This window comes from Pedobacter sp. UC225_61, from assembly GCF_044452285.1.
Lineage (GTDB): Bacteria > Bacteroidota > Bacteroidia > Sphingobacteriales > Sphingobacteriaceae > Pedobacter.
Genome location: NZ_JBIOAL010000001.1, coordinates 1156524 through 1174501, shown reverse-complemented (window position 1 = coordinate 1174501; position 17978 = coordinate 1156524). Strand labels below are relative to the sequence as shown.

The following is a 17978-nucleotide window of genomic DNA, read 5'->3' as shown; positions in this document are numbered from 1 at the left end:
CATTAAAATTGATTGAGAAATAAAAACATTTGAAAAGTGTTAGAATTTTATTTTTCTTTGCACAGAATTATTTAACCATTAAATTATAAAATTATGTCTGATATTGCTTCAAGAGTTAAGGCTATCATTGTAGAAAAACTAGGTGTTGATGAAAGCGAAGTTACGCCAGAAGCGTCTTTCACAAACGACTTAGGTGCGGATTCTTCAGATACCGTTGAGTTGATTATGGAATTTGAAAAAGAATTCAATGTTGCGATTCCTGATGATCAGGCTGAAACTATCGGTACTGTAGGTCAAGCAGTTGCTTATTTAGAAAAAAACGTTAAGTAATAAAATACGCTTTCCGTACAATACGTATAAATGGAATTAAAAAGAGTAGTAGTTACAGGTTTAGGTGCGCTCACTCCAATTGGTAATACCACCCAAGAATTTTGGGATGGTTTAATCAATGGTGTGAGCGGCGCTGGACCAATTACAGGTTTTGATACTGAAAAGTTCAAGACGAAATTTGCATGTGAGCTGAAGAATTTTAATCCAGAAGACCATTTGGATAAAAAAGAAGCTCGCAAATTAGACCCATTTGTGCAGTATGCTTTAGTAGCTACAGCAGAGGCCGTTAAAGATGGTGGTTATGATTGGGAAAAAATCGATACCAACCGTGTTGGCGTAATTTGGGGCTCAGGTATAGGTGGATTTAAAACGTTTCAAGAGGAAATGAAAACTTTCTTTTTAGGTGATGGAACACCACGTATTAACCCTTTCTTTATTCCGAAAGTAATTATTGACATTGCTCCCGGCCACATTTCTATGAAATATGGTTTACGTGGACCAAATTTTTCTACTGTTTCTGCTTGTGCTTCGGCTACCAATGCCATGATTGATGCATTCAACTATATTCGCTTGGATATTGCTGATATTATTATTTCTGGTGGTTCTGAAGCAATTATTAACGAAGCAGGTATTGGCGGTTTCAACGCCATGCATGCGCTTTCTACACGAAATGATGATCCAAAAACTGCATCACGTCCTTTTGATAAAGATCGTGAAGGTTTTGTAGCTGGTGAAGGTGCCGGAACCATTATTTTAGAAGAATTAGAACATGCAAAAGCTCGTGGTGCTAAAATCTACGCCGAAATTGTAGGTGGTGGTATGAGTGCCGATGCAAATCACATTACTGCACCACACCCACAAGGTTTGGGCGCAAAATTAGTAATGTCTAATGCCTTAAGAGACGCTAAATTAACAACAGCTGATATTGATTATATTAATGTACATGGCACTTCTACTCCGCTTGGAGATGTAAGTGAAAGCAGAGCGATTGTAGATTTATTTGGTGAAGATGCCTATAAATTGAACATCAGTTCTACTAAATCCATGACAGGACATTTATTAGGTGCAGCGGGTGCTATTGAGGCGATTGCAACTATTTTAGCTGTAAAAAATGATATTGTTCCTCCAACAATTAACCATTTTACAGATGACCCTGAGTTTGATCCAAAATTAAACTTTACGTTTAACAAAGCTCAAAAACGTACTATTCGTGCTGCGCAAAGTAATACCTTTGGCTTCGGTGGTCATAATGCATCTGTTATTTTCAAAAAATACGAAGGTTAACTTACGAAAATATCTTTGTTGATTATTTGTATTGTATATTTATACTTTACACAGCTAACTTTTTAATTTTTTGTTATAAGATTAATGCCGTTTTTCAATTTATATAAACTTTATTTATCGCCTGACAAAGAGTTTGTAAAAAAACTTAAGAACATTTTAGGATTCATCCCTGGAAATGTGACTTTGTATAAAATGGCTTTCAGACATCGCTCTGTTGCTAAAGTTTTAAAGAATGGCAGTAGAAGTAGTAATGAGCGTTTAGAGTTTTTAGGTGATGCTATTTTAGGCTCCGTAATTGCAGAGCTTCTTTTCAAAATTTACCCCTATAAAGAGGAAGGCTTTTTAACAGAAATGCGCTCTAAAATTGTAAATAGAGCCAATTTAAATCAGCTTGCTCGTAAAATGGGTTTTGATCAATTGATTGTTTTTGATCAGAAAACAGTAAACGTACAATCCAAACATCATTCCATGTTAGGGGATGCTTTTGAAGCGTTGATTGGTGCAATATATTTAGATAAAGGTTACAATTTCACCAAAAATTTATTGCTCAAACGTATTGTTAAGCCATATATTGATGTGCATACCTTAGAAATGACAGAAACCAATTTTAAGAGTAAATTAATTGAATGGTGCCAACGTCATGGTAAAGATATATCATTTGATATGGTAGAAAATGGCGAAGGAGAAAGCGCAAAATTATTTACCATTCATGCCATTATCGACAGTGAAAACCATGGTATTGGAAGAGATTATAATAAGAAAAATGCAGAGAAATTAGCTGCAGAAAAAGCATGTGAATCTTTGGCTATTTAACTGGCTTCGTTAATGTATCCGTATATTTCTTGTAAGAATCTTTAATCCACTTTGTGGCATCATAAACCGTCCAGTTTTTTGCTTTTTCATAATCAGGACGATAATTAACCATGAAGTTCTCTAATTCTTTTCCTTCTAAACCAGTATTTTTATTGATAGTAGATTTATTAAAAAGTAGATCTACTTGGTTGTTTTGAAGTTCAGAAACGTACATATTATTAAATCTCCTAGCATTTCTCGGAGTTCGTCCAAAAAGCTCATAAATTGCTGTTAATGGAGAAAATATGAAGGAAAAAAGTGGTGGCTTCCCATCATAAAAAGAACCTTTATTCTTGAAATCATTTTTAATAGCATCTAACGCTTGCTTTTTACTTTGCCCATTAATTACTACCTCGTTTAATGTAGTTCCCCTATTTAACGTAATTACCATATCCTTTGTCGAAGCAACTACTACTTGAACATCATTAAATCCTCTTTTGATAATTTCCAGTGTATCGCCAACAACTGCTCTAATTTGAAACAAGCCCATATCATTGCTTCCAACACTATATCGATTACGTTTATTGCTGATTTCTCCTAAGGCAACTCTTATTTTTGTTCCATTTTCAAGCAATACGCCGTTCAGCATAAATTCTTGTTGGGCAAAAGCAGTTGCCGAAGAAAGTACCAATAGCATACTGAAAAAAGATAAACGAACCAATCTCATTACGGAGTTAATTTTATTTTTGTAAACTTAAGGGTTATTTGTAATCTCTTAAGTTAAAAAACGTTAATAAATGGGTAAAGTTTTATCTGGTTTGTATTTATGCTATGCCGCAATAATTTTTATCGCATTGATGCTCATCGCATTACCTTTTGTACTATTAGCTACTACACTTTTGGCTCCTGCAGCAGGCAAAAGAGCTGGTATGTTTTTTTTACGTTGCTGGGCATGGGGATTTAGTTTAACTACTTTCTTTTGGGTTGAAACCGTTAACAAACATTTAATTAACCGTAAAGTGCCTCATATCTATGTTGGCAATCATGGTTCTTATTTAGATGCAATTGCAGTTTGCATTAGTATCCCACAATATTTCAGTCCGTTAGGTAAGATAGAAATGGCAAAAGTTCCGATTTTTGGATGGATTTATAAAAGAATAGTAGTAATGATCGATCGAAGTAGCAAAGAAAGCAGAGAGCGATCAGTGACTTCGTTAAAACAGGATATTTCAAATGGGCAATCCATCCTTATTTTTCCAGAGGGAACAATGAATAAAAGCAATGCTCCGCTTAGTGAATTTTACGATGGTGCATTTAAAATTGCTATTGAAACACAAACACCATTGATGCCTTTTGTAATGATTAATAATAGAGCATTACTACCTAGAACACATCCCCTAAAAGCACATCCGGGGTTGCTAACTACTATTTTTATCACACCTGTGGATGTAAAAGGTTTACAAATAGAAGATCTACACATGTTGAAGCAAAAAGTATATACCTTAATGGAAGAAGCTATCTTAAAATATAGTTAGGCAATTAGATTGTCAATGTTATTGCTGAAGTCAAAACTTTATACTTTTTACTATCTTTGCACATGATAAAATCAATGACAGGCTTTGGCTTGGCCTCTACAGATCATGAAAACGTAAAGTTTGCAGTAGAGATAAAATCTTTAAACTCGAAGTTTTTAGAATTAAATTTAAAATTACCCAGAGCATATTCAGATAAAGAACTTTTGTTGCGTAATACCTGCAGCAAAGATATAGAACGTGGAAAAGTAAATGTTTCTGTAAATATTGAACGTAGTGACGACAATCAAAAAGGCGCTACTATAAACACGGTTTTATTAACTCGATATTATAAACAATTAGAAGAAATTAACGCCTCATTAGGTGCTAATTCAGCTAATCTTTTGCAAACAGCTTTAAATTTTCCAGAAGTAATTACCTATACCGAAGAAGAAGTTGGCGAAAACGATTGGGAAGTTTTACATCAAACCTTTTTAAAAGCTTTAGCAAACTTTAACCAGTTTAGAGAAGATGAAGGATCTGTTTTAAGAACTGATTTAGAGCTACGCATTCAAAATATACTTAGTTTTTTTGCAGAAATAGACAAACTTGCTCCATTAAGAGTTCCGCAGGTTAAAGCTAGACTTACTCAATTTTTAGAGGAAACGGTTGGTAAAGTAAATTATGACCAAAACCGTTTAGAGCAAGAATTGATTTATTACATTGATAAATTAGATATTACCGAAGAAAAAACTCGTCTAAAAAGTCATTGCGATTACTTTATGGCAACTTTAAAAAGCAAAGATGCAAATGGTAAAAAACTTGGTTTTATTTCTCAAGAAATAGGTAGGGAAATTAATACCATGGGCGCAAAAGCTAATGATGCCCATATACAGCAGTTGGTGGTGGGTATGAAAGAAGAATTAGAAAAAATTAAAGAACAGTTATTAAATGTATTGTAAAGTTGTAAGGTTGAGATGTTTTAACGTTCCAACTTTCTAGCTTTTCAACTTTCCAATTAAAAATGAAACAAGGTAAACTCATTATATTTTCTGCACCATCAGGAGCTGGTAAAACTACCATTGTAAGACACTTATTGAAGAAATTTCCGCAATTAAGTTTTTCCATCTCCGCTACTACACGAGATTCTAGGGGTAGTGAAAAACACAAAGACGATTATTATTTCATTAGCAAAGAAGACTTTTTACATAAAGTTGCTCGTCAAGAGTTTGTAGAATTTGAAGAAGTATATAGTGGTACTTTTTATGGCACACTGCGTTCGGAAATTGAACGAATTTGGAATGAAGGTAAACATGTGATTTTTGATATTGATGTAGAAGGTGGTTTACGCTTAAAACGTAAATATGAAGAAGATGCCTTAGCGATTTTTGTTCAACCACCATCTTTAGAAGTGTTAAAAGAACGTTTAACTGGGCGTGGAACAGATAGCACAGAAAAACTACAAGAACGATTTATCAAAGCAGAAAAAGAATTGTTATATGCAGATAAATTCGATGTGATACTCAAAAACCACGATTTAGAAATTGCTTGTAAAGAGGCTGAGAAGTTAGTTGGAGATTTTTTGAAAATTACTAATTAAGAGTTTGCTGTTAACAAATGAAAACTGGTTTATTCTTCGGATCTTTTAATCCAATTCACATTGGTCATTTGGTTATTGCCAATTATATGGCAACTTTTAGTGGTTTAAACGAAGTTTGGCTAGTTGTTTCTCCGCAAAATCCATTAAAACAAAAAAGTGGTTTAGCAAATATGTACGACCGCTTGGAGATGGCAAAATTAGCCACAGAAAATGCTCCTCAAATTAAAGTAAGTGATATTGAGTTTAAGTTACCGCAGCCTTCTTATACAATAGATACGCTTACATATCTGCATGAACGTTATCCTGAAAAGGAATTTGTGCTTATTATGGGAGCCGATAATTTAAGCTCTCTCAAAAAATGGAAGAATTTTGAAATTCTATTGAAAGACTACCATATTTATGTTTATCCTAGACCTGGAGCAGAGGTAAGTGAATGGAGAAATCACCCATCTATTACATTTACAGATACGCCAGAAATGGAAATCTCTTCTACTTTTATCCGCAAAGCATTAAAAGACAAGAAAAATATTCAGTTTTTTGTACCGGATAATGTATTGGAGTTTATTGAACAGAAAAATATGTATCGCTAATCTTAATCCGTTGGTTAAATAAAATGGACAACTAGCCTTTATAGATTAAAAATACAGTCGGCTTTTTGTGTAAATCTATTCTTTCACCTCTCCATGCGCCAACTGTCATAGTTTTAATAAATTCATCTTCACCATTAATATTACAAGCAATACAAAGTTGAGTGCTTCCATGGCAATTTTTTAACACATCTTCCAGTAAATGATTATTTCTAAAAGGTGTTTCCATGAACAATTGCGTTTGTTTGTTTCTTTCTGAAAGGTTTTCCAATTCTTTTATCCTCTTTGCCCTATCTACCTTATCAATTGGTAAATAACCATGAAATGTAAAACTTTGTCCACTAAAACCAGAAGCCATTAAAGCTTGCAGCATTGAGTTTGGACCAACTAAGGGCACAACTTTTATTCCACGCTTGTGAGCTTCTGAAACAATTTCTGCTCCTGGATCTGCCACTCCAGGACAACCAGCTTCGCTCATTAAACCTACATCAATACCCGACATTAATTGTGTGAAATAAGGCACCAATGAGTTTCCGCGTTTGTGTTTCCCGAAATCATGGATAAGTAATTCACTTTGTGGTGTTTTTATTCCAGCTTCTTTCAAAAACTTACGAGCCGTTTTTTCATTTTCTACGATGTATGTTTTTATTACATTGATGGTATCAATTAAATAGGGTGTAAAAGATTTTTGCGTTGCATTTTCTGCTAACGGAACTGGAATTAAAAACAAGGTGCCTTTTTGCATAAAAAATAATATAGGACAAAAGTACGCTTTTAAGCCAACAACTTGAACCGTTAAAATTTTTCAAAGGTTTGGCTAAACAACAAACTAACGTTATTGTTTGACTGTATTTAATAAATTGTAGCAAATTTAGTTCTGCCCGCCTTATTTTTTACACATACTAGGAGTTGCTTTTTGGTATACCTTAAAACACTTAATTGTAAAGAAAAGCGTTAAAAGGTGATAATTAAGAAGATTATTATTTTTTGATTAATCCTTTATTAAAAATGGTGTTCAAATTGATATACACAAAGCGTTAGGTTAATTATAAATTTTAAAACACACAAAAATGAAAAACATGATCAAATTACCGGCAATTGTGCTGGGGCTCATGCTCCTTCTTACCGGAACCACACAAAAAGCCATGGCACAACAAGAGGATGTTTCCTTACAATCGTTTTACGACGAGTTGTCTCCTTATGGCACATGGATCCAAGATCCACAATATGGCTACGTTTGGCGTCCTGATGTAGATCAGGAAGATTTTAGGCCATACTATAGCAATGGCCGTTGGGCGATGACTGAGTATGGAAATACTTGGGTTTCTAACTACGATTGGGGATGGGCTCCATTTCATTATGGACGTTGGATATACAACAGGTATAACCAATGGGTTTGGATACCTGATACTGTTTGGGGTCCGGCTTGGGTAAGTTGGAGAAGTGGTGGTGGCTATTATGGTTGGGCTCCTTTAGGTCCAAGCATAAGTATAGGCATCAACATTGGTAGAGGTGGATATAGAATACCAGATATGTGCTGGAACTTTATTCCTTACAGTAACATTTACTACAATAGCTATCCTCGTTATTACGGTGGCAGAAATAGAGTTTATATTCAGAATACTGTGATTATTAATAACACATATGTTCGCAATAACAGGACTTACTATACCGGCCCTAGAGCAGAAGAGGTTAGACGTGCTACCAATCAGAATGTAACTGTTTACAATGTAAATAGAAGCAGCAGACCTGGCGCAAGTAGAATTGACAATAATACTGTGAACATCTATAATCCAAGACCTAGTAGAGGTAGCTCGAATGCAAATGCAGCTCCAAGAAATGCTGTACAAGGCAGTATTAATCGTGGTCCTATCGGAAGAGATGGAAGAGATAATAATGTAAGCACTCGCCCAGAAAGAGGAAATAGCAATGGCAATTTTGGACAAGGTGATCGTAATGGAAATGAAAATAGAGGAAATGGTGGTATATCTGCCCGTCCAGGAAGAGGTGAAGTAAATACTACTCCAAGCAGAGATAATGATAATCGCGTTGGTACACCAAGAAACGATGAAGGTGGTTCTAGACCGAGTGTATTTGGAAGAAATCGTGAAAGCAGTGACAACCAACCACAACGAGTAGAGCGTAGTAGAGAAATGCCTCAACAACAAGCTCAACCTCAACGTGTAGAACGTCAAGAACCTGTACAACAAGCTCCTCAGCAAAGAGAAAGCAGACCTCAACCACAAAGAGTTGAACGTCAGCAACCGGTGCAACAAGCACCTCAAAGAATGGAAAGACCACAACCACAACGTGTAGAACGTTCTCAACCAGCACCTCAACAAAGAAGTTCTGGTGGTTCAGAAAGCCGTGGTGAAAGAGGTGGTGGCCGACCAGGGAGAGGATAAAATATAAGTATGAATACTGAAAAGATCGCCTTGTAAAAGGCGGTCTTTTTTTATGCTTAGCCTAACTACTTTATACTAGAAAGAAATTATTCTTACCTTTGCAACGCAATGAAACAAGCTACAGCCATTTTATTTCCACTTCGCTTTTTATAAAGCTTTGCTGTATTCGCTATTTAGTAAAATTTTTGCACTCATTCTCAATACAAATCCATGGTTAATCCTGAAATAGAAAAAAGAAAAACATTTGCCATTATTAGTCACCCCGATGCTGGTAAAACTACCTTAACTGAAAAGTTTTTGCTTTTTGGTGGAGCAATAAATACTGCTGGTGCCGTAAAACGGAATAAAGCGAACCAAAGTAGCACATCAGATTTTATGGAAATTGAAAAGCAACGTGGTATTTCGGTAGCTACATCTGTAATGGGTTTCGAATATAATGGGAAACGTATTAATATTTTGGATACACCTGGACACAAGGATTTTGCGGAAGATACGTATAGAACTTTGTCGGCGGTAGATAGTGTAATTCTAGTTGTTGACTGTGTTAAAGGGGTTGAGGAACAGACAGAGAAATTAATGTCGGTTTGTAGAATGCGGAATACACCTGTTATTATTTTCATTAATAAAATGGATCGTGAGGGTAAAGATGCCTTTGATTTGTTAGATGAAATTGAGAGTAAATTAAACATTAGTTTGTGTCCACTAAGTTGGCCAATTGGACAAGGACATACTTTTAAAGGAGTTTATAGCATTTATAATAACCATCTTAATTTATTTGAACCTGATAAAAAGAAAATAAGTGCTCCAGTAATTGAAGTAGATAATTTAGCTGATGAGAAACTGGAGAAATTCTTACCTGCAAGCGCTTTATCGAATCTAAAAGACGAATTAGAGTTAGTTGAGGGAGTGTATGGCAAGGTAGATAAGGAAATGTATTTGGAAGGATTATTGGCACCGCTATTTTTTGGTAGTGCGATTAATAATTTCGGGATTAAGGAATTGTTAGACACATTTATAAATATTGCTCCAAGTCCGAAAAGTAGAGAAGCGGAAGAGCGTACTGTGTTGGCAACGGAAAAGAATTTTAGTGGTTTTGTATTTAAAATACATGCGAATTTAGATCCAAATCATAGAGATAGAATTGCGTTTTTGAGGATTTGTTCGGGTAAGTTTGAGCGTAATAAGTTCTTTTATCACACAAGGAATAACAAGAAAATAAAATTCTCCAACCCGATGGATTTTATGGCCAATGAAAAGAGTATTGTGGAAGAGGCTTGGCCAGGCGATGTGGTTGGTTTGTATGATAGTGGTACATTTAAAATTGGCGATACATTGACGGAGGGTGAGAAACTACAATTTAAAGGTATTCCGAGCTTCTCTCCAGAGATTTTTAAGGAAGTTGAGAATAGAGACCCTTTAAAAACTAAACAGCTTGAAAAAGGCTTACAACAATTAACCGAAGAAGGTGTTGCGCAATTATTTGTGATGCAACCTGGAAATAGAAAAGTTATTGGTGCTGTTGGAGATTTACAGTTTGAGGTAATTGCATTTAGGTTGGAGCATGAGTACGGTGCAAAAGCACATTTTAGGATGTTGACCTATACACGTTCTAACTGGGTAACCTCAAAAGACCCTAAAAAATTAGAAGAGTTTTTAAAACGTAAACAACAACATATTGGTGAAGATAAAGATGGTAATCCGGTTTATTTAGCGGATAATGAGTTTATGATTAATATGACGATGAGGGATTATCCAGATATCGAGTTCCATAAAACAAGTGAGTTCAAGTAGTTCATTCGTTCAATCGTTATTAGTAAAAACCCTCGTAGATTAAAATTCTACAAGGGTTTTATATTATTTCAACTTGCCTAAAGCAGTTTTAATTCTTGGCATCATATCCTTAATATCTTGCAATGAACAACCTCCTATTGAAGCCCTAAACCAAGGCATATTTTCATCGTTACCAAAAGCAGAGAATGGAACAATTGCTGTTTGTGCTTCTTTAATTAAATAGAAATTTACGTCAGCGCTATTTTTTAGTAAATCGCCAGTAGGCGTAGTTTTGCCAATGTAATCGATTTTTAGGGTTAAGTAAATTGCTCCCATCGGGATAACCGCATCAACTGCAAACCCATCACTTTTTAAGTGCTGAAAACCGTTGTATAATTCATCTAAACTTGCTTGAACTTGTGCTTTAAAGCTGGTTAAAAATTCATCGACCAAAGTTTTATTTTTGAAATAATCTGCTACTGCAACTTGCTCCGCCTTAGGGGCCCAAGCACCAATGTGACCTAATAAAGATTTCATTTTGCTCACCACTTTTTCTGATCCGAATGCCCAGCCTACACGCACACCTGTAGCTGCTAAACATTTAGAAATTCCATCAATATAAATTACATAATCTTTTAATTCTGGACGCAAACTTACTGGATTTACGTGTTCTTTATCAAAAGTTAATAACGAATAAATCTGGTCGTACATAATGTACAAAGGCTTTTCATCCGCTTTGCGTGATTTATTTTCTTCTATTACGATATCACAAATTTCTTCCAACTGTTGTTGTGTAAACATAGTACCTGTTGGATTTAATGGCGAACACAAAGCCAATAAAGTTGCACCTTTTAAATATGGTTTCAACTGATTAGCAGTTGGCATAAAATTATTTTCTACTGTAGTTTCTATCGCAATTCCATTAGCAGATGAAAGGTGGCAATAGTGGTTATTATTCCAAGATGGTGCTGGATAAATTACTTTATCTCCAGGATCAATTAAGGCTAAATATAGTGCATAAATTAATGGTCGGGAGCCACCCGCAATTAGAATTTCGTTTAGTGAATAATCTAATTCGTAACGATCTTTCAGAATTTCGACAACTGTTTCGCGTAATGGCAAAATACCATCTGCTGGAGGATAATTAGTATGACCTTCACGATATGCTTTTACTATAGCTTCTTCTAAAGGTTTAGGTATTGGAAAAATGGATGAATCAAAATCGCCAATAGTTAGGTTTGCAATTTGCGCTCCTTTACGTTTCATATCATTTACTTCGTTACCGATTTTAATGATTTCTGAGCCGATAAGTGTATTTGCCAATAGTGATACATTCATTTTATGTAGATTTTATTTTATACTAAGCTAATAAGTTGACAATTGCCTGATTTGTTTTATCAAACTTGAATTGAGCCAAAACTTCATTCATCATAGCTTCAATTTCTGGATTACACAAGTTACCAATACTTCCCTCGTGTGTATGTTTAACTGTTTTATTTGGTGCAAAAGTTCCTTTATCAATAGTTTCTCCTACAATTTTATAGGCTTCTCTAAATGGAGTTCCGTTTAAAGCTAATTCGTTAACTACATCTACACTAAATAGGTAATCGTACTTTTTATCATCTAAAATATGATCTTTAACGGTGATGTTTTGCAACATGAACGTTGTCATTTCCAAGCACTCATTTAAAGATGTAATTGCAGGGAAAAGGTTTTCTTTTAATAGCTGTAAATCTCTATGATATCCAGAAGGTAAATTTGTAGTCATCATTGCAATTTCATTTGGCAAAGCCTGAATTTTATTGCAACGTGAACGGATTAATTCAAAAACATCTGGATTTTTTTTATGTGGCATAATGCTCGAACCCGTTGTTAATTCATCAGGGAAACTGATAAATCCAAAGTTTTGATTGATAAACAAGCAAACATCCATCGCCATTTTGGCTAAAGTTGCAGCTACTGATGACATCGCCTGACCTAAAATTCTTTCAGTTTTTCCTCTCCCCATTTGGGCATAAACTACATTGTAATTTAGCTTTTCAAAGCCCAACAATTCAGTAGTCATCGTTCTATTTAACGGAAAAGAAGAACCATAACCTGCTGCAGAACCCAATGGGTTTTTATTGCAAACTTTATAAGCAGCCAACATTAATTCCATATCGTCAGCCAAACTTTCTGCATAGGCACCAAACCATAGGCCAAAAGATGATGGCATAGCAATTTGTAAGTGCGTATACCCAGGCAATAATTTGTCCTTATGTGTATTGCTAAGCTTAATTAATTGATTAAACAGGGTGGAAATATTTTCTACTATTTCTTGAATGCAAGCTCTGAAATATAGTTTTAAATCAACCAAAACCTGATCATTACGTGAGCGACCACTATGAATCTTTTTACCTGCTTCGCCGATTCGTTGTGTCAATAACCACTCTACTTGAGAATGTACATCTTCCACACTATCGTCAATGGTAAATTTACCATCTTCAATTTCTTTATAAATTAGTTTTAAGGCAGTTTGAATTTCTGTCAATTCATCAGCTGTTAGCAAATTAATACTGGCCAACATTTCTACGTGGGCCAAAGAACCTAATACATCAAAAGCTGCCATTTGTAAATCCAGTTCTCTGTCTTTACCAACTGTAAATGTTTCGATGCCTTTATTTACTTCAATATTTTTTTGCCAGATTTTCATCGTTACTTTATATCTATTGTGATGAATTTTGCTTACGCAGTTTTCATTTCTTTGGATTCGAATTATGCTTAAAATACTTACAAAAGTACTAAAATCGCCTCGTTTATTTATTTCCCGCCTACAACTGGTTTTAACATATTAATGTACCCATTTATGCCTTCGGCGATTTCATGAACATATAAAAATTCATCAGCCATATGCGAACGACCAGAAAAACCAGGCCCACATTTTAGAGAGGGAATATCTAATAATGCTTGATCTGATGTAGTTGGCGAGCCATATGTATTTCTACCTAATGCTATTCCAGATTGTACAATTGGGTGGTTCTTATCAATTTTTGATGGTTTTAACCGGACAGATCTAGGTTTAACTTCACAGTTTACGTGTTGCTTAATGATTTCAACTACTTCTTCATTGGTATATGAATCGGTAACACGAACATCAACAGTAAACGTGCAACTTGCGGGTACCACGTTATGCTGTGAGCCTGCGTTAATGATGGTGACCGTCATTTTTACCGGCCCAAAAACTTCAGATACTTTTGGAAATTGATACGTTTTAAACCATTCCATATCTTGTAAAGCTTTATAAATTGCATTTTCACCTTCATCTCTTGCGGCATGACCTGCTTTCCCATGAGCAATACAATCTATCACTAATAAACCTTTTTCGGCAATGGCCAAGTGCATTTCTGTTGGCTCACCTACTATAGCAAATTCTATTGGGCCAAGATCAGGAATTACCAATTCTAAGCCATCATTACCCGAAATTTCTTCTTCAGCAGTTGCCGCTAAACAAAAATTATAGGTAAGGTTTTCTTGTGGATAAAAATATAGGAAAGTAGCAATTAATGATACTAAACAGCCGCCAGCATCATTACTTCCTAGACCAAACAGTTTATCATCTACAATATCTGGAGAAAAAGGATTGCGTGTATAGCCTGAATTTGGTTTTACAGTATCGTGATGTGAATTTAATAAAACCGTAGGTTTTGATGGATCGAAATATTTATTGTAAGCCCAAATATTGTTCAGTTTACGAATAGTCTTTACGCCGTGTTGTTGCAAAAAAAGTTCAATTTTATTGCCTGTTTGCTGTTCTTCTTTACTAAAAGATGGTGTTTTAATCAATTCACGCAGCAGTTCGGTGCTTTCTTCTATGAGTTTGTTAATCATAATTTTGATTTAAGATTTCGAAATTCCTCATTTCAAATTAATCATTATATAGGCCAGCTGCTTTTTTAGCGGAAAGCTTAATTCCTTTAATAAATGCCGAGCTAAAACCATTGTGCTCCATCTCATTTAAACCTGCGATTGTACATCCTTTTGGTGAGGTCACTTTATCGATTTCTCCCTCTGGGTGACTTTGGGTTAACAATAACAAATCTGCTGCACCTTTTGCGGTTTGCACAGCCATTTTCAACGCATCATGTGCGTGAAATCCAATTTCAACTCCACCTTGTGAAGCGGCTCTGATGCTCCGTAAAAAGAAAGCAATACCACAAGCGCAAAGTGCTGTTGCTGAAGTCATTAAATCTTCATTAATGGTAACAACCGAGCCAACTGTTTCAAAAAGTGTAGTTACTTCTTTCATGTTTTTATCAATCGCATTATCACTAGCAATACATGTCATGCTTTGCCCAATAGCAATTGCGGTATTTGGCATTGCTCTAATTACCTGTACATTATTGCCTAATTCTTTGCGCACATCTTCACAACTTACACCAGAAACTACCGAAATTATTAATTGTTTTTCTGGATTTATTGAGGATGCAATTTCTTCTAAAACTTTTTTTAATTGTTGCGGCAATACTGCTAAAACAACGATATCAGCATTATAAATTGCGACAATATTATTATCGCTCACATTAAAACCAGCAGCTACTTCATTAGTCATGAGTTTTAGGTTGCGTCTAGTTAATGTAATGTCATCTGGCTTACAGTAGGCTTTATTTACTAGGCCTTTTGCAAGCGAAAGACCAATGTTTCCACTACCGATAATGGTTATTTTTTTCATGATTTTAGTTTAATGGTTGATTGCTGTATATCTTCTTATTTTAACATCTTAGTTCCAAATAGTCCATTACTTAATTCAGAAAGTTCGTCGGCTTTACCTATATAAACTGCTGAAACACCTTTTTTAATCGCCTCGAAAGCATTATGAAGTTTAGGAATCATCCCACCTTGAACCGTCCCTTCCGCTTTTAAACCTTCGAATTCAGCTGCCTTAATTTCTCTTACTACCGAATTATCAACATTTACATCTTTTAAAACCCCTTTTTTCTCAAAGCAATACACTAAACGAGTTTCATATGTTGCTGACATTGCAATTGCCAAAGATGAAGCGATGGTATCTGCATTTGTATTTAATAATTGCGAATCTCCATCATGTGTAATGGCACATAGAACAGGTGTTAAGCCAACTTTTAATAAATTATCCAACGTAGTTGATGACACAGAATCTTCATCTAAATCGCCCACATAACCATAATCAATTTCTTTTACAGGACGCTTTTTTGCTTTGATTATATTTCCATCTGCACCAGTTAAACCAATTGCATTACAATGCTTTGCTTGCAATTGTGCTACCATATTTTTATTGATCAACCCAGCATAAACCATCGTTACAATGCGTAAAGTTTCAATATCGGTAATCCTTCTACCATCAACCATTTTGGCTTCAATACCTAATGATTCGCCAAGCTCTGTTGCAATTTTACCACCACCATGAACCAAAATTTTATCTCCAGGTAAGGCTGTAAAATCTAATAAAAACTGATGTAGATTTTCAGAATTATCAATTACATTTCCGCCTATTTTGATGATGGTGAGTTGTTTCATATTATAGTTTTTCTAATAGTGTTTTTAAAACTGCTTGCGCTGCCCAAAGACGATTCCCAGCTTCATGAATAACTAAAGAATTTGGCCCATCTAATATTTCTGATGATAACTCTAAATCACGACGAACGGGTAAACAGTGCATTACTTTTGCATCGTTTGTTAGTCCTAACTTCTCGTTGTTCATCATCCAACCGTCTGGATACGTTAAAACTTTACCATATTCTTTGTAGCTACTCCAGTTTTTTACATAGATATAATCTGCCCCGCTTAATGCAGCTTCTAAATCGTATTCTATTTTTGCTCCTGGAGTGAAATCTTCTGAAAGTTCATATCCCTCTGGTTGAGCAATTGTAAAATCTAACATATTTTCTTGCTGAGCTTTGCACATCCATTCGGCAAAAGAATTTGGAACAGCTTGTGGTAAGGCTTTAACATGTGGCGCCCAAGCTAATACAACTTTAGGTTTAGCATTAGCACCAACTCTTAATGGATTCCAAGTTTCATGAATGGTAATTAAATCTGCAAAGCTCTGCAAAGGATGACGTGTAGCACTCTCTAAACTTACCACAGGCACACCACAATACTGCACAAATTTAGTGAAGAAATCTTCGTTGTAATCTTCATCTCGGTTAGTCAATTTTGGAAAAGAACGTAAGCCCAAAATATCGCAATATTCTCCCATAACTGCTGCTGCTTCACGAATATGTTCAACTGTCGAACCATTCATAACCACGCCATCTTGCGTTTCTAAAGCCCAGCCCTCTTTATCCATGTTCATTACCATTACATTCATACCCAAATTAAGCGCAGCTTTTTGTGTGCTTAACCGTGTACGTAAACTTGGATTCATAAAAACTAAACCCAATGTTTTGTTTTTACCTAAATCTTGGTTTGCATAGGGACTTGCTTTCAATGCTAATGCATCGTTTACAAATTGTTTGATGTTTGGAACATCATGTACGGAGGTGAAAAGTTTCATTCTTTAAAGATTAAAGATGCTTCGACAAGCTAAGCATGACACTATTTATTTTACTAATTTTCCAAAAGCAGTCAAAAATTCATCTGCATGTGCTTTTGTTAAGTTCAGCGCTGGCAACAAACGAATTACATTTGGCTTTGCCTCTCCCGTAAAAATGAAATGCTTAAATAGCAATTCCTTTTTTACATGCGCTAATTCTTCTGGCAATTCAATACCAATCATTAAACCACGACCACGAACTTCGATAACTTGTTTAAATTTTTTCAGTTCAGCGATTAAGTAATTACCAACTTCTTCAGCATTTTTCATCAAGTTATCTTGCTCCATAACTTCTAAAACAGCTAATGCTGCAGCACAAGCTAGATGGTTTCCGCCAAATGTTGTTCCTAATTCGCCGTGCCAAGGCTTAAATTTTGGTGCAATTGAAATACCTGCAACTGGAAACCCATTGCCCATTCCTTTCGCCATGGTATATACATCTGCTTCTACACCTGCATAATCATGGGAATAAAATTGACCAGTACGAGCGTAACCACACTGTACAGAATCTGCAATGTAAACTGCATTATACTCATCACAAAGTGAACGAATTTTTTGCAAGAAACTTTTAGAGGCTTCTTTAATTCCACCAACACCTTGAATTCCTTCTATAATTACAGCACAAATTTCATCGCCTTGCGCTTTAAATGTTTCTTCTAACGCAACTTCGTTATTATGGGGTAAGAAAATCACATTATCAGTTTGATTAACCGGTGCTACAATTTTCGGGTTATCCGTAACTGCGACAGCTAAAGATGTACGCCCGTGAAATGCACCAGAAAAAGCAATTACTTTCTTTTTTCCATTGTAAAACGATGCCAACTTTAAAGCGTTTTCATTTGCTTCTGCTCCAGAATTACATAAGAATAATTGAAAATCTTTTTTTCTAGAAATCTGACCTAATTTTTCGGCCAATTGCACTTGCAAAGGGATTTTAACCGAATTAGAATAAAATCCTACTTTATTTAATTGATCCGTTAAACGTTTTACATAATGAGGATTGGTGTGTCCGATAGAAATTACGGCATGACCGCCATATAAATCTAAATATTTTTGTTCATTGGCATCCCAAACATTGCTGCCAGCTGCTTTAGTTATTTCTATATCGTTAAGAGGGTATACGTCGAATAAATTCATTTTTTAAAGAGT

Annotated in this window: 18 protein-coding genes; 9 read left to right on the top strand and 9 right to left on the bottom strand. The window is 35.3% G+C overall.

What is annotated here, in order from left to right:
* Nucleotides 1-93: 93 nt before the first annotated feature.
* From ACHMWN_RS05705 to rnc, 3 genes are all read left to right on the top strand, one after another.
* Nucleotides 94-330, top strand: coding sequence for an acyl carrier protein (locus ACHMWN_RS05705; protein ID WP_397298463.1), 237 nt, complete (start codon nucleotides 94-96; stop codon nucleotides 328-330).
* 30 nt (nucleotides 331-360) lie between these two features.
* Nucleotides 361-1614 (top strand): beta-ketoacyl-ACP synthase II, encoded by a 1254-nt coding sequence (fabF, locus tag ACHMWN_RS05700; RefSeq protein WP_397298461.1) that lies wholly within the window; start codon nucleotides 361-363, stop codon nucleotides 1612-1614.
* A gap of 84 nt (nucleotides 1615-1698) precedes the next feature.
* Nucleotides 1699-2427, top strand: a complete 729-nt coding sequence (rnc, locus tag ACHMWN_RS05695) for a ribonuclease III (RefSeq protein WP_397298459.1) — start codon at nucleotides 1699-1701, stop codon at nucleotides 2425-2427.
* On the opposite strand, the gene ACHMWN_RS05690 is transcribed toward rnc, so the two are convergent.
* On the bottom strand, nucleotides 2420-3133 hold the full coding sequence (locus ACHMWN_RS05690; protein WP_397298458.1) for a hypothetical protein: 714 nt from the start codon (nucleotides 3131-3133) through the stop codon (nucleotides 2420-2422). The two genes, rnc and ACHMWN_RS05690, sit on opposite strands and share 8 nt — an antisense overlap.
* 70 nt (nucleotides 3134-3203) lie before the next feature.
* Between ACHMWN_RS05690 and ACHMWN_RS05685 the strand changes: the two genes are divergently transcribed.
* From ACHMWN_RS05685 to nadD, 4 genes are all read left to right on the top strand, one after another.
* Nucleotides 3204-3941: a lysophospholipid acyltransferase family protein gene (locus ACHMWN_RS05685; RefSeq protein ID WP_397298456.1), complete on the top strand. Its 738-nt coding sequence runs from the start codon at nucleotides 3204-3206 to the stop codon at nucleotides 3939-3941.
* A gap of 74 nt (nucleotides 3942-4015) precedes the next feature.
* Nucleotides 4016-4879 (top strand): YicC/YloC family endoribonuclease, encoded by an 864-nt coding sequence (locus ACHMWN_RS05680; RefSeq protein ID WP_397303545.1) that lies wholly within the window; start codon nucleotides 4016-4018, stop codon nucleotides 4877-4879.
* A 62-nt stretch (nucleotides 4880-4941) separates the two neighbouring features.
* The gene (gene gmk, locus ACHMWN_RS05675) at nucleotides 4942-5517 is read left to right on the top strand and encodes a guanylate kinase (RefSeq protein WP_397298454.1); all 576 of its coding nucleotides are present in this window, start codon (nucleotides 4942-4944) and stop codon (nucleotides 5515-5517) included.
* A gap of 17 nt (nucleotides 5518-5534) precedes the next feature.
* Nucleotides 5535-6107 (top strand): nicotinate (nicotinamide) nucleotide adenylyltransferase, encoded by a 573-nt coding sequence (gene nadD / locus ACHMWN_RS05670; RefSeq protein ID WP_397298453.1) that lies wholly within the window; start codon nucleotides 5535-5537, stop codon nucleotides 6105-6107.
* 31 nt (nucleotides 6108-6138) lie between these two features.
* Here the strand turns inward: nadD and ACHMWN_RS05665 are convergent, their stop codons facing one another.
* A complete protein-coding gene (locus ACHMWN_RS05665) occupies nucleotides 6139-6849 on the bottom strand; it encodes an SAM-dependent methyltransferase (RefSeq protein ID WP_397298452.1) in 711 nt (236 codons plus the stop codon).
* 325 nt (nucleotides 6850-7174) lie between these two features.
* Between ACHMWN_RS05665 and ACHMWN_RS05660 the strand changes: the two genes are divergently transcribed.
* Nucleotides 7175-8509, top strand: coding sequence for a DUF6600 domain-containing protein (locus ACHMWN_RS05660; RefSeq protein ID WP_397298450.1), 1335 nt, complete (start codon nucleotides 7175-7177; stop codon nucleotides 8507-8509).
* A 210-nt stretch (nucleotides 8510-8719) separates the two neighbouring features.
* Nucleotides 8720-10300, top strand: coding sequence for a peptide chain release factor 3 (locus tag ACHMWN_RS05655; protein ID WP_397298448.1), 1581 nt, complete (start codon nucleotides 8720-8722; stop codon nucleotides 10298-10300).
* Nucleotides 10301-10363: 63 nt separating this feature from the next.
* Here ACHMWN_RS05655 and ACHMWN_RS05650 read toward each other — a convergent pair whose 3' ends face one another.
* The 7 genes from ACHMWN_RS05650 to ACHMWN_RS05620 form a co-directional block, all read right to left on the bottom strand.
* Nucleotides 10364-11617, bottom strand: a complete 1254-nt coding sequence (locus ACHMWN_RS05650; protein ID WP_397298446.1) for a pyridoxal phosphate-dependent aminotransferase — start codon at nucleotides 11615-11617, stop codon at nucleotides 10364-10366.
* A gap of 22 nt (nucleotides 11618-11639) precedes the next feature.
* A complete protein-coding gene (gene argH, locus ACHMWN_RS05645; RefSeq protein ID WP_397298444.1) occupies nucleotides 11640-12971 on the bottom strand; it encodes an argininosuccinate lyase in 1332 nt (443 codons plus the stop codon).
* A 107-nt stretch (nucleotides 12972-13078) separates the two neighbouring features.
* The gene (locus tag ACHMWN_RS05640; protein WP_397298442.1) at nucleotides 13079-14146 is read right to left on the bottom strand and encodes a M20 family metallo-hydrolase; all 1068 of its coding nucleotides are present in this window, start codon (nucleotides 14144-14146) and stop codon (nucleotides 13079-13081) included.
* Between the two features lie 37 nt (nucleotides 14147-14183).
* A complete protein-coding gene (gene proC / locus ACHMWN_RS05635) occupies nucleotides 14184-14987 on the bottom strand; it encodes a pyrroline-5-carboxylate reductase (RefSeq protein WP_397298440.1) in 804 nt (267 codons plus the stop codon).
* Between the two features lie 35 nt (nucleotides 14988-15022).
* The gene (gene argB / locus ACHMWN_RS05630; RefSeq protein ID WP_397298439.1) at nucleotides 15023-15811 is read right to left on the bottom strand and encodes an acetylglutamate kinase; all 789 of its coding nucleotides are present in this window, start codon (nucleotides 15809-15811) and stop codon (nucleotides 15023-15025) included.
* A 1-nt stretch (nucleotide 15812) separates the two neighbouring features.
* The gene (locus tag ACHMWN_RS05625; protein WP_397298437.1) at nucleotides 15813-16790 is read right to left on the bottom strand and encodes an acetylornithine carbamoyltransferase; all 978 of its coding nucleotides are present in this window, start codon (nucleotides 16788-16790) and stop codon (nucleotides 15813-15815) included.
* A gap of 45 nt (nucleotides 16791-16835) precedes the next feature.
* A complete protein-coding gene (locus tag ACHMWN_RS05620) occupies nucleotides 16836-17966 on the bottom strand; it encodes an aspartate aminotransferase family protein (RefSeq protein WP_397298435.1) in 1131 nt (376 codons plus the stop codon).
* Nucleotides 17967-17978 lie beyond the last annotated feature (12 nt).